At 37.4% G+C, this 13,875-nt stretch carries 12 protein-coding genes; all 12 read right to left on the reverse strand.

The features are described 5' to 3' along the window. Positions 1-9: 9 nt before the first annotated feature. On the reverse strand, positions 10-444 hold the full coding sequence (locus tag EV197_RS11675; RefSeq protein WP_130286940.1) for a 3-hydroxyacyl-ACP dehydratase FabZ family protein: 435 nt from the start codon (positions 442-444) through the stop codon (positions 10-12). A gap of 84 nt (positions 445-528) precedes the next feature. Then, positions 529-1,314, reverse strand: coding sequence for an SDR family oxidoreductase (locus EV197_RS11680; protein WP_130286941.1), 786 nt, complete (start codon positions 1,312-1,314; stop codon positions 529-531). Positions 1,315-1,326: 12 nt separating this feature from the next. Continuing rightward, positions 1,327-2,379, reverse strand: a complete 1,053-nt coding sequence (locus EV197_RS11685; protein ID WP_130286942.1) for a type III polyketide synthase — start codon at positions 2,377-2,379, stop codon at positions 1,327-1,329. A 28-nt stretch (positions 2,380-2,407) separates the two neighbouring features. Beyond that, positions 2,408-3,115 (reverse strand): methyltransferase domain-containing protein, encoded by a 708-nt coding sequence (locus tag EV197_RS11690; protein ID WP_130286943.1) that lies wholly within the window; start codon positions 3,113-3,115, stop codon positions 2,408-2,410. Beyond that, positions 3,109-4,233, reverse strand: coding sequence for an NAD(P)/FAD-dependent oxidoreductase (locus EV197_RS11695; protein WP_130286944.1), 1,125 nt, complete (start codon positions 4,231-4,233; stop codon positions 3,109-3,111). Before EV197_RS11695 ends, EV197_RS11690 begins: the two co-directional genes overlap by 7 nt. Before the next feature lie 67 nt (positions 4,234-4,300). Then, a complete protein-coding gene (locus EV197_RS11700; RefSeq protein ID WP_130286945.1) occupies positions 4,301-4,996 on the reverse strand; it encodes a YiaD family glycine zipper/OmpA-like lipoprotein in 696 nt (231 codons plus the stop codon). Between the two features lie 21 nt (positions 4,997-5,017). After that, positions 5,018-5,497, reverse strand: coding sequence for a lipocalin family protein (locus EV197_RS11705; RefSeq protein WP_130286946.1), 480 nt, complete (start codon positions 5,495-5,497; stop codon positions 5,018-5,020). A gap of 195 nt (positions 5,498-5,692) precedes the next feature. Then, positions 5,693-7,012, reverse strand: a complete 1,320-nt coding sequence (locus EV197_RS11710; protein ID WP_130286947.1) for an MFS transporter — start codon at positions 7,010-7,012, stop codon at positions 5,693-5,695. Positions 7,013-7,103: 91 nt separating this feature from the next. Next, positions 7,104-7,925, reverse strand: a complete 822-nt coding sequence (locus EV197_RS11715) for a M48 family metallopeptidase (protein WP_207224207.1) — start codon at positions 7,923-7,925, stop codon at positions 7,104-7,106. 142 nt (positions 7,926-8,067) lie between these two features. Next, positions 8,068-10,473 (reverse strand): glycoside hydrolase family 31 protein, encoded by a 2,406-nt coding sequence (locus EV197_RS11720; RefSeq protein ID WP_130286948.1) that lies wholly within the window; start codon positions 10,471-10,473, stop codon positions 8,068-8,070. Between the two features lie 154 nt (positions 10,474-10,627). Then, complete coding sequence (glgB, locus tag EV197_RS11725; protein WP_130286949.1) at positions 10,628-12,538, reverse strand: 1,4-alpha-glucan branching protein GlgB; 1,911 nt, start codon at positions 12,536-12,538, stop codon at positions 10,628-10,630. A gap of 60 nt (positions 12,539-12,598) precedes the next feature. Further along, positions 12,599-13,873 carry a glucose-1-phosphate adenylyltransferase gene (locus EV197_RS11730; protein WP_130286950.1) on the reverse strand — a complete coding sequence of 425 codons (1,275 nt, stop codon included), beginning with the start codon at positions 13,871-13,873 and terminating at the stop codon, positions 12,599-12,601. Positions 13,874-13,875: the final 2 nt, after the last annotated feature.

The raw sequence follows: 13,875 nt of genomic DNA on the forward strand, positions 1-13,875 counted from the left end.
CCTGTCAATTCATTTAATTACCATTCCTGATACCGTCCCTTTAGCAACGATCTCATTTGATTCATTGGTCATCGTTACTGCGCATTTCAATTTATTGAATCTAAAATATTCTTTAGTAGCTGTTACAACCACGGTTTCTTTAGGTAAAACAGGCTTATAATAATGGATGTCATTACTGGTCATAGCGACATTCGGTGCTTTATCCTTTACCCAATCTCGTATCAAAAAGAGTCCTAAACAGGCTAATCCTATTTGCGCCATGCATTCCGTTAAAATTACCCCTGGAGTTATGGGGTTATTTTTAAAGTGACCTGGATAAAAGAATTCGTCTTCGGTAAATGTATATTTTCCTATGATACCTGAATCATCTACCTTAACAATTTTATCTACAAATAAAAAGGGTTTGTCGTAGGGTAATAATTTAAGAATCTGAGTTTTATTCAATGTGTGTTGGTTTTAATTTGTTCCCGTTATAAGCTAATTTTCCTACTATAAAAATAGCTTAGTGCTTTGCTTAGATGAGGCGTATTAGTTAATATGCTCACCGCCATTTACAGGGATTAAACAACCATTAATCCAAGCCGCCTCATCTTTACATAATAAATATACAACATTTGCTACATCCTGTGGGGTGGTTAAGCGGTTATACGGGTTTCTTTCTATACTATGTTTTATGATGGACTCAAAACCTGGGATCATGCGCAATGAAGCGGTATCTACCGCTCCGGGTTGTAAACAATTGGCTTTAATATTATGAGTAGCAAACTCTAGTGCGATATTTCTAACAATAGCTTCAAGTGAGGCTTTAGCGGCTGAAACTGCTGCATAATTGGGCCAGGCTTTTGAGCTACCCTCACTACTAAAAGCCAATATTCTTGTGTCTTCTGCAAACATCTCTTGGTCAAAACAAGTTTTAACCCAATCATATAAACTTATGGACATAGCATCTATGGTCAAATGGAAATCATCATTTTTTAAGGAGGCGTTTGACCCGATCATAGGTTTTAAGTTGCCTTTAGCTATACTATGGATTAAGGATTTTAGTTTCTTTGGTCCGATTTGAGCTTTGATAGTCGTTATAGTATCCAATCTTTTTTGGGTATTAAGAAGATCTATATTATAAGTTAATAAGGATACACCTTGCGCTCGAATGGCTGCGAAGTTTCGATCAATCTCTTCTTGATCCGCCCGACGATCTCTGTGAACGATAATGATATTCATACCGTGAGTTGCCAGTTTTAATGCTGTGGCTGCCCCTAAGCCTTTACTTCCTCCTAGTATTAATGCGTATTGGTCTGTGTTGAATTCTTTCATTTGCTATTTCCTTTACCAAGCTAGTAATACCCGTTGGGCAGAAAACCCAGGGCCAAAGCTCAGCATTAATCCCAAATCCCCTTTTCGAGGATTGGTTTTCATAATTTCATCGAGTACATATAATACCGTGGCGCTACTCATATTTCCATACTCTTTGAGCACTGATTTGGTAGCGTCAATATTTTTACCTAACTCGCCAAAAAGGGATTCTACGGTTTGTACTATTTTTTTACCACCAGGGTGAAAGATGAGATGATCTACATCTTCAATCGTCTTGTTGTAATTTGCAAGAAAAGGATTAATGATATTTGGAAAGTGTTCTGCTATTTTATCTGGCACTTCTTGATCTAAAACCATTTGTAATCCACCGTTGGTTAGTTTAAAGCCCATCATATGTATAGCATCATAAAAGTGATACATCTGCTCCCCTAGTATCTTTGGGCCAACTGCATCTTCTTCGGAACTAAGGAGGGTACAAGCCGCTCCATCCCCAAATATCGCAGCACTCACCATATTGACCATACTAAAATCATCCATTTGAAAAGTAGCTGTAGGAGCTTCGATAGCAATTACAGCAGCTCTTTTACCAGGATTCGCTGCTAAGAACTGCTTGGCATATATGATCCCAGATATCCCTGCTGCACAACCCATTTCGGTAACTGGTAACCGTACAATGTCCTGCCGTAAACCTAATTCGTTGATAAGATAAGCGTCTAACGAAGGGATCATAATACCAGTACAACTCACCGTAATGATATAATCTAAGCTATCCGGAGCCCATTGGGTATCTTCTAAAGCTTTTTGTAAGACCGCAGTGCCGAGTTTCTTAACTTCTCTGATATAGATATCATTTTTATCTTCAAAAGAAGTTGCAGTAAACACTTCCTCAATATCCATGATACCGTAACGTTTATCTACAGCAGCATTTTCAAAAATTTTAAGCACTTTTCTGCGATATCTATCCTCCTGTCCGGATAGCCACTGATCGACAAAAGGAAGAATATCTTTTGTTTCTCTTGTATATTTTGGTAGCTCTTTCGCTACACCAGTAATCGTTACCCCCAAATTTGTGTTGTGTTAGTGTATTTTAATTTTATTTTTTAATTATCCATTGGTATCTAAAAGCCCATTTCCATTTTATCGAGGATTGCGCCTCAATAGTTTTAGCCCACGCCTTTAATTCGTCTTTTTTAAATCCTCTTAAAATCGAAATTAGCCCATCGTGTCTAGCGATTTCGCTTTTGATAAATATACTACTTACTATTTTAAATAAATAATAAGCCCATTTGCTTCGATGTAAATCATTAATAACCACACCAAGATTGGATTGCTTGGTAAATAACGGTATCATCTCAGTAATTTGTTGATCTTTAAAATGATGCAATGTTAGGGTGCAGAGGCCTATGTCATAATTCAGTTGTAAAAAAGCTGCTCCAAAAATATCAATAGTTTTATAGCTAATATTTGGGTATGATTGCGATAAGGCTTCAGCTTGTTGTATGGTGTTTGCATTGGCATCTATACCTATTAATTCAAGTTTTCTGTCCTTTTTTTCAAAATGATTGGCGATTTCGCGAAGCATATCTCCGTTACCACATCCTATGTCTACAATGGTTACTGTTTTTTCCTTCGGAAAGTTATTCAGTAACTCTTCAATTCCTGATAAGGTCACTGCATTACCTCCTAGCCATTTATTGACTCTCGCAATATCCTGCAGTGAAACATTAAGTTCCTCTCCTTGTAATTCAAAATCATCTAAAATTTCGCTTTTGGAAGTACGATAAGTGGTGTTTACTAGCATAAAGAAGGTTTTCCGTGGGTTTTCTTAATAATTTTAGGCACTAAAAAAGGTAACCATTTAGCAATACCATAGGCTAACTGCTGCAGAGTTTCATTCAAAAGTATGTATTGCAAAACTCTACCAAAGCGCAAACGTCTTTTAAAGTTTGCGTTCCAAGATTTTTCATAAGCCTTAGCGATTTTAGATCGGTTGGCTATTAGATCTTGTTTGTTGCTAACAATTAAGGTAGCCAATAGTCTTGAACTTTCGATAGCCATGGCCATTCCATTACCACATAATGGATGGATTAATCCTGCAGCGTCCCCGATCATAAAAATGTTATTTTCATAGGGTACTTTACGTTCAAAACTAATTTGACTAATAGTACAATATTGGTCTAATACGGGAGATGCTTGTTCAAAAAATGATTTGAGGTGATAATTATTTGCCAATACGTGTTCCTGGAAGGCGTCAATGTCCTTGTATTTCTTAAAACTACTGTATTTTACTAAATAGCATACATTGATAATCCCACGTTCTACCTTAGAAATCCCACAGTAGCCGCCTTTAAAATTATGCAAAGCTACTTTCTGAGTATCAAAATTTCCTCGGTAATGCATTTTGATACCCAACCAAGGTGATTTTTTCTTCATAAACTTGCGATCCCAGTGCTTATCCAAATTTGATCTTTTGCCCTGTGCTCCTATAACATAAATAGCCTTAAAACGTTTTTTAGTTAGGGTTGAAACCGTAAAAACTGAATCATTAAAATATACATCAGTAACCGTATCTACAATTAATTGCACCTTATTTTCCTCAGCCTTATTCCACAGATAGTGATCCAAAGTATATCGGCTAATGCCAAAACCTCCAAGCGGTAAATTACTTTTGAGTAGTTTACCCGATTGTGTACTAATTTCAAGCTGATCAATGTTTACAGGGTCTAAAGCATCAATATCGAGATTAAGAAATTTTAAATAGGCACGTACTTCATTGGATATATATTCGCCACACACTTTATGCCTGGGATAGCTATCTTTTTCAATAAGGGTAACCTTAAGACCCGATTTTGATAAGTGAATTGCTGTTGTTAGCCCTGCTAATCCACCACCTATAATAAGAATATCAGATTTGTGCATAGCCCAATATACAAATAAAAAATCCCGAATGACTCGGGATTTTATTACAAAATTAGTGGATCACTATTTATTGTTTTTGTGCTTCTTTTAGGGCTTCTTGTTTCATCGCTTCATTAGCCACTACTCCAATTTCTACTCTTCTGTTCTTAGCTCGACCCTCAGGCGTTGAATTATCATACCTTGGTAAAGTTTCACCGTGCCAATACGTAGTTAATCTACCACTACTTATACCATTTTGAATTAAATAATTTGTAACAGAGGTAGCTCTTTTTTTGGATAGCTCCATATTATAGGCGTCGTCTCCGGTACTATCCGTATGACCGTCTACAATAATATTGGTATTTGGATATTCTTTAAATATACCGATGAGTTTATCCAGGTTTTGTTGAGACCTGGCATTGATGTTTGATTTATTGGTATCAAAAAATACTCCGCTATTTTCGTCGAAAGTAATTCCAATACCTTCACCAACTCGGGTTACTTCAGCTCCTGGAATTTCTTCTTCTATTTTTTGTGCTTGTTTATCCATTTTCTTACCAATCAGGCCACCGGCTACACCGCCAACAACACCACCGATCACTGCACCCAATGCGGTGTTACCATCCCCAACATTATTACCAATTACACCGCCCAATACAGCTCCTGCAGTGGTACCAATTACGGCTCCTTTTTGTGTGTTATTTGCATTTTTAACAGCATCACAGCTCAATAAAAATGCAATGGATACTAGTACTACTATACTTTTTTTAAGTTGTGTTTTCATTCTATCTTAGATTTGAGTTATTTATTGTAGTTTATTGAAGTTCATAGTAATCACAAAAGGCTCTCCCTCTAACATTACTGATTGTGTCCAGGTCATGGTCGTATCATCAAGATGTATTAATGACATTCGATACCCTTTATTATTATTAGTACTTCTCTTTTTCTCGTCTATGGGCTTAAACATAAAACTATACTCCCCTGCTGCATTGGGTTCTGGAATCGTAAATCTAAAATTTCTTAATCCCGTTGAAGTACATTGATCTGTGTTGATATTATATGTACCGGTATTATTATTGGGGATGAATTTCCAGGTGGAACCGGTAAAACACTCTGCGGAGGCATCGTCATATAAGTTTACCTCAAAAATACCAGATCGGTTATAGGTAATATTATCCAGTGACCATTCGCCTTTTAGAGTTTTTTTAGCAGCAATAATAGTTTGCTGAGTGGTATTGCAGGATGCAAGTAGGGCTATCACTGCAATTAAAATGATTTTCTTCATGTTTTGGTTTTTTAAAATAAGCTAGTCGTTAGTTCAATAGATAACGTAGTAAATGTCTATATATTTCGGATTACCTTGTCGTAAATAAATCATAAATATCTACTACCCTACGTACTATTTTACCTTTAACCTTTAATATAGTAGAAGGTTAGAAGTTCGGAGTACTCAAATGCTCTTAAAATTGACTGATTTACTTTAATTGTTTGGTTTTTTCCATCTAGGAACTCTAAATAGTAAGACGATACCTATGGCAAAAAACACAACCAGAAACAGCACTGCATTGCGCATACTGCCTGTAATTACATCAACTGTAGCATAAATGATCATACCGATAATAATTCCGATCTTTTCTGCTACATCATAAAAACTGAAAAAGGAGGTGGTGTCCTCAGTTTCTGGTAAAAACTTGGCATAGGTTGATCTTGATAAGGACTGGATACCGCCCATAACCAAGCCTACTACTCCTGCTGCAATATAAAATTGCAGGGACTCAGTGATAAAATAGGCATAAATACAAATACAAACCCATATCAAGTTTATACCAATTAAGGTTAAAACGTTTCCGAATTTCTCTGATAAACGCGAAGTTATTATCGCTCCCAGTACAGCTACAATTTGTATGATTAAAATACTTAAAATGAGCCCTATCGTCTTTTGGTCATTATCTCCCCAATTAATTTCTTGTTCACCAAAATAGGTAGCCACCAACATTACGGTTTGAACTGCCATACTATACACAAAGAAGGCTACCAAGTATCGTTTTAGCTGTTTATTTTCAGACAGTGCATGTTGCACTTGTTTTAATTCACGGAACCCTTTAAACAACACATCTTTGGTTACTTTGTGGCCTTTACTATAGCCTTTGGGTAAATAGTAATAGGTATATTGACTAAATGCTATCCACCATATACCGACTAATATAAAAGAAAACCGCATTCCTTTGAGAGAGGCTTCTCCTCCTTCTCCTAATCCAAAATAGCTTGGAAACATCACCATTCCCAGGTTGAAAAGCAATAATAAAACACTACCAATATATCCTAAAGAATAGCCCTTTGCACTAACTTTATCGTGTTGCTCTGGATAGGCTATATCCGGTAAATAGGAATTATAAAAAACTATACTACCCCAAAATCCTACTAACGCAAATATGTATAAAACCAAACTGAAATAAATATGGTCTTTACTAAACCAGTATAGGCCTACACAACAGGAAGCACCTAGGTAGTTAAAGAACTTCATAAAAACCTTTTTGTTACCAATATAATCGGCAATACCGGATAAAATAGGAGAACTAAACGCTACAATACAAAACCCTATTGCAGTGGCGTAGTTTATCAGTGGTGTACTTCTAATGTCAAAGCCGAGTACCGAAATGGTTTCACCTTTATCGAAAATAATTCCATAAAAAATGGGGAAAACCGCAGAAACAATAGTTAAACTATAAACAGAGTTGGCCCAATCGTAAAATGCCCAGGCATTAAGTAATTTGCGATGACCTTTAGGTAGTGGTTGCATAGCTGTCGATATAAATTAAAAGCTGCTCTAGCCTTAGCTAAAACAGCTTTTAAAAATAGGTATAATCTTTTTAAAGAAAGAAAGTTTACAATTATTTAAAGCTTGTCACCCCGAATTTCTTAGCTTCTGCTTTTGCCGCAGGGGCCCAAGCTTGTAAGTTAGCGATCCTGGTATCATTAGAAGGGTGTGTACTCATAAACTCTGGCGGTGCTTGTCCCCCACTATTCGCTTTCATTCGTTTCCAAAGCTCTGCTGCTTCATCAGGGTTATATCCTGCGATAGCCATCAATTGTATTCCGATACGATCGGCTTCAGTTTCATGACTTCTACTAAAAGGAAGCATTACACCAAGCTGACTACCCAGTCCAAATGCTGTACCGATGATTTGTTGTGTTTCTTCGCTTTTATTAGATGTAGCCACCGCAGTAGCTGCACCTGCAACCTGCTGTAATTGTGCAGCACTCATACGTTGTTGTCCGTGATTCGCTAAAGCATGAGCCACTTCGTGACCCATAATAGCTGCGACCCCAGCTTCATTCTTTGCTATAGGCATAATCCCGGTGTAAAAAACTATTTTACCACCTGGCATACACCACGCATTAACACTTTTATCCTGAACTAAATTATACTCCCAGCGGTAATCATCTAAATAGCCCTGGTAGCCATTTGCATTCAACCAGCGCTCTGCTGCCTTTGAAATTTTTTGACCTACATTTTTAACCATGGTAGCTTCGGTGGTACCAGTCACTACTTTATTTTCATTTAAAAATTGATCGTATTGTTGAAAAGCCATGGGGAGAATTTGTGAATTGGGCACCAAGGCTAAGGTTTGCTTACCTGTAAATGGATTTGTAGCACAGGAAAATAGCAATATACTCAACGTTAAACCAATAATTATTTTTGTGTTTTTCATAAGTGTTACGAATTAATTGAAAAGCCAATATCTAATAAAATAAAGGCAATTAGCTCCTTGTATACTGTATACTGTATACTGTATACCAAAGTATTTTTTAATTTTTAAAACTACGCTAAAAAACCGTTAAAACTTTGCTTGCCTATACTGCCGTGATATGTAATTCTGAAAAACCTTTAGGGACCACAATGGTGTTATTTTTTGCATCAAAATTGACTTTTGTTAAAGGAACTACCTCATTATCAATCTCTATCTCTCCAATAGTAAAAGGTAAGGCAATAAACTCAATTTTGAAGGTTTCATACGTAGTTATAAACGTACCATTTTTGTGTTGTTGAATGATGATCTCATTCTCCTTCCCGGTAAACGAAAACGTTCTTAAACTAAATCGACCTTTCATATAATCATAGCCATCCTGGGCATCTTCAAACACCTTGGAAACTTCTTTGTTTCCTAATTTATAATATACTTCTAAATTAAGCTGTTCAATTTTCTTTTCACCTACGTATTGTTGTACCGGATATTTAGGAATTATGGAGCCCTCTTTGATAAACATAGGTATGCAATCCAGGTCTGCATCCACCCAATGTTCTAAGCCACCTTTGATGTACTCTCTTGTCCAGTAATTATACCAATTCCCCCGTGGAATATACATTCTTCTGCCTTTGGCATTAGGCTCTTGAACCGGACATACTAAAATCTGATTCCCGAATATAAATTCGTCGGTACGATAATGGGTTTGGGTATCTAATTGATCATATAAAACCAGAGGTTTCAACATCGGGATACCTTCTTCTGCATATTCATAAAACATGGTATAGAGATACGGTAATAATTGATAGCGCAGCTCCACGAATTTTCGGGTAACATCAACGATCTCTTCCCCGAAAGTCCAGGGCTCTTGGTTGCCGTGATCTCCTGAGGAATGCGTTCTGCAAAAAGGATGAAAGACACCCAATTGTATCCAGCGTGCATATAACTCACCCGTGGGATGTTCAGCAAAACCACCAATATCTGTACCTGTAAATGACATGCCACTCATACACATACGTTGCACCTGTATATTAGCAATCCAAAGGTGTTCCCAGGTAGCTACATTATCGCCTGTCCAGGAGGACGTAAAGCGTTGTGCACCAGAATAAGCGGAACGTGTAATGATAAATGGTCGCTTAGGGTAGGCAAACTTTTTAACGCCTTCGTATGTAGCTTTAGCCATTTGTGTTCCATATATGTTATGCGCTTTTCTATGGCTACACGGGTGACCGTCGTAATCGTGGCGTACATCATCCGGAAAAGTTTTTCCTGGTACTTCCATTACGGCAGGCTCGTTCATATCATTCCAAACGCCTTTAACGCCGATTTCGTCAATCAACTCCTTAAATAAACCAGACCACCATTCTCTAACTTTAGGGTTGGTAAAGTCTGGAAAAAAGCACTCTCCAGGCCATACTTTACCGCGCATATACGGGCCATCTGCTCTTTTACAGAAGTAATCATTTTCCATAGCTTCATTGTACACCCAATAGTCTTTATCAATTTTGATGCCTGGGTCTATAATTACCACCGTCTTGAAACCATCTTCGGCCAGTTCTGCGACCATACGCTTAGGATCGGGGAAATATTCTTTATTCCAGGTGAAGCAACGAAATCCGTCCATGTAATCAATATCTAAATAGATTCCATCACAAGGAATTTTAAGTTTTCTGAACTTAGAAGTAACTTCTTTTACTTTCTTTTCAGGATAATAACTCCATTTACACTGATGATATCCTAAGGCCCATAAGGGAGGCAATTCGGGTTTTCCGGTAAGATCGGTATAACGCGTAATAACTTCTTGCATATTTGGACCATAGAAGAAGTAGTAATTCATTTCTCCTCCGTGTGCCCAAAAACTAGTTACATTTCTTCGTTCGTGGCAAAAGTCAAAAAAGGTTTTAAATGTATTATCAAAAAAGATACCATAAGCACGCTCTTCGTGGAGACCTACATAAAACGGAACGCTCTTATAGATAGGGTCTTGATCTTTACTAAATGCATATTGATCGGTAGCCCAGTTTTCAACTCGTTTCCCTTTTAAATTCAAATGCATAGGCTTATCTCCTAGACCGTAATAGCACTCGCCCTGGGGAGCACTTTTACTCATCTTTACAATATTACCCCCAAATTCATAACTCTGTTCCCAGTGGAATCCCCAATCATCTTTACAAATTACATTGCCTTCAAGATCTAGTATGGTTGCCTTGAGGTCATTTTTATTGATGACGATTTTAATTCTGGACGTAATAATGTCATATTGATTCACCTTTTCGGTTACTTCAAGTTTGCTATAGCCGCGGGCACCATCTTCACTGATGGCATAGGAAAAATCCTTTTCGAAATTATCATCGGTGGCAAATCGAAAGCGAACAACGCTTCCGCGCAAAATGGTGATCTGAAGAATAACACCATTTTCGGTAGTAAAATTGATTTTGTCTACATTTTGTGAAAACGAAATCACTTTACCTGGAAACAAATTTCCTCTGTGTTCAAGTTCTGTATTAGTTATCATAGTTGGTTATCTTAGTATAAGTAAAAAAACGATAAAAATAGCATAGTAAAACTAGTTTTCGTACTAAGTTATTAGCATTATAAAACGGCAATCAAAAGGATAAACTTGGTTAGGGTTTCCTTCTTTTTACCACCTTATAGAAAACTATTCCTATTTATTTATTCTCCAGTGTAAAGATAGCTGCTCCTAAAGGAGGTATTGCTATCTCTGCTGAAAAATTTCGATAGTTCCAATCCTTCTTTTCAATTTTAATTTTGCTTTTATTCACTATACCTCCACCTCCATATTTTTGGGCATCACTATTTAAAATTTCGTTGAGGAAACCTTTATCCGGAAGCCCAATTCGATAATTTGATCTAGGTATTGGTGTAAAATTACAACATACTACTAAATAATTACCTGCACTATCCCTACGCAGATAAGAAAGTACGGAGTTTTCAGCATCGCTATAGTTAATCCACTCAAACCCAGTTCTCTCAAATTGAAGTTCATGCAATTCCGGTCGGGATTTATAGAGTACATTCAAATCTTTTATCAATTGTTGAATTCCTTTATGCACATCATACTCTAGCGTGTACCAATCCAATTGCTGCTGAAAATTCCATTCTTCTCGTTGTCCAAACTCTGCTCCCATAAATAATAATTTGGTGCCTGGGTGGGTAAACATATAACTGTACAACACTCTTAAATTAGCATACTGTTGCCATTCATCACCTGGCATCCGACATGCTATACTTTTTTTACCATACACTACTTCGTCGTGGGATAAGGGTAGCATAAAATTTTCTGTAAAAGCATAGGTCATGCTAAAGGTTAAATCATTTTGATGATGTTTTCTATAAATAGGTTCTTTGGCCATATAGATGAGCGTATCGTGCATCCAGCCCATCATCCATTTCATTCCAAACCCTAATCCACCCTCAAAAGTGGGTTTAGAAACCATAGAAAAAGAAGTAGACTCCTCAGCAATGGTCTGCACATCAGGGTAGCTACTATAGACTTCCTTGTTCAGCTCTTTCATGAATTCAATAGCCTCTAAATTCTCGCGACCGCCGTATTTATTCGGTTCCCATTCTCCTTCATCTCTTGAGTAATCCAGGTACAACATCGAAGCTACGGCATCGACTCTCAGCCCATCCACGTGATATTGATCTAACCAAAAAATAGCATTACTGATCAAAAAACTTTTTACTTCATTGCGGCTATAGTTAAATATCAAACTCTTCCAATCTGGGTGATAACCCCTACGTTTATCAGGATGCTCGTATAAATGCGAACCATCAAAGAAACCAAGTCCATGTGCATCTTCAGGAAAATGTGAGGGTACCCAATCTAGTATAATTCCAATACCCGCCTGATGTAACTTATCTACCAGGAGTTTAAATTCATCGGGATATCCAAATCTTGCCGTGGGTGCAAAATACCCCGTTATCTGATAGCCCCAGGATGGATCATATGGATATTCCATTACCGGCATTAACTCTACGTGGGTAAACTGCATTTCCTTGACGTAAGCTACGAGTTCATCTGCCAATTCGGTATAGGATAAAGAACGGTATTCCTCTATCTTTTTTTTCCAGGATCCAAGATGCACCTCATACACTGAAAACGGAGCATTGATAGCGTTATGTTTATGCCGATCTTGCATCCATTGGGTATCTTGCCACTGATAATCATCCTCCCAAACAACAGAAGCCGTTTTTGGTGGGTGTTCTGATCTCCGAGCATAAGGATCTGCTTTTTCGGTGATAACGTTTCTATGATGTGAATATATTTTATATTTATACAGATTGCCTTTACCCACGTGCGGTATAAAACCTTCCCAGATGCCAGATTTATCCCATCTTACGTGCAGTTGATGTTGCTTATCATCCCAATAATTAAAATCACCGATAACAGACACACTTTTAGCCGAAGGTGCCCAAACTGCAAAATAGGTACCTTGTACACCATTATGAGTTATGATATGTGATCCCATTTTTTCATAAAGCCGATAATGCTTACCTGCTTTAAAAAGATTAATATCAAAATCTGTAAATAAACTGTGTACCTGTACGTTACTCATAATTGGTTTTAGATCAATAATAATTTTAAGAAGTAGTTATCTTGCTCGAATACATACAATTCAGGTTAATTCGAATCCATCAGGTAAAACTGCGCGTCGACGAATGACCACTACCCCATCCTTAACCACGATTTTATCATCCTCCCTATCCGGAAGATGCTCACCACCTTTGATCACTACATTGTTGCCAATACGCGCATCTTTGTCAATAATAGCATTGGCGATATAACAACTGTCGCCAACACCGATATGAGGTGTGTTTTCTTCTTGATCCTGACTCATTTCCTCTAGATCCTGATAACGATTACTTCCAATAACGTAGGTGTTTTTAATGATACTATTTGCACCAATACGAGATCGTATACCTATCACAGACCGTTCAATCTCTGAGGCGTTAATAATACAACCATCTGCGATCATCGATTGTGTAATTTTTGTACCCGAAATTTTGGAAGGAGGCAATATCCTTGGACGGGTAAGTACAGTGTGCGAGGTGTCAAACAGGTCAAACTGTGGTAAATTATCCGTTAACCCAATATTAGCTTCAAAAAAGGAATGAATCGTACCAATATCGGTCCAGTATCCTTCATATTGATACGCTAATACTTTGCGTTTACCAATAGACTGGGGAATAATTTCTTTACCAAAATCTACGGTATCAGTTTTGTCTAACAATTCGATCAATAGTTTTTTGCTAAATATATAAATCCCCATAGAGGCGAGATATTCTCTACCCTCATTTTTCATTTCAGGACTTACCTCGGACTCCCAACCCGGTAATTTATCCAAAGGAGGTTTTTCGGTAAACGAGGAAATAAAACTTTCAGTATCCGTTTTGAGAATTCCAAACTGGGTAGCATCTTTAGCATTTACGGGTAAGGTAGCGATGCTGATATCTGCTTTTTTATCAATATGTGCTTTGAGCATTTGATTAAAGTCCATACGATACAATTGATCCCCCGATAGAACTAGTGCATACTGAAATTCGTGATTCAATAAATGGTGTAACGATTGTCGTACGGCATCTGCAGTACCTTGATACCAGGTTTTATTATCCGGCGTTTGTTCTGCTGCTAAGATATCCACAAAAGCCTCACTAAAACTGCTAAATACATAGGTATCCTTGATGTGCCGGTTTAAAGAAGCGGAGTTGAACTGCGTTAAAACAAACATGCGTTTGATATCACAGTGTATACAATTAGAAATTGGAATGTCTACCAATCGATATTTCCCAGCTATAGAAACCGCTGGTTTAGAACGTTGGTCCGTTAAGGGTGATAGTCTTGTACCTTGCCCTCCTCCGAGGATAATCGCTAAAACTTTTTTGTTGATCATAT

Source organism: Aquimarina brevivitae, from assembly GCF_004216895.1.
Lineage (GTDB): Bacteria > Bacteroidota > Bacteroidia > Flavobacteriales > Flavobacteriaceae > Aquimarina > Aquimarina brevivitae.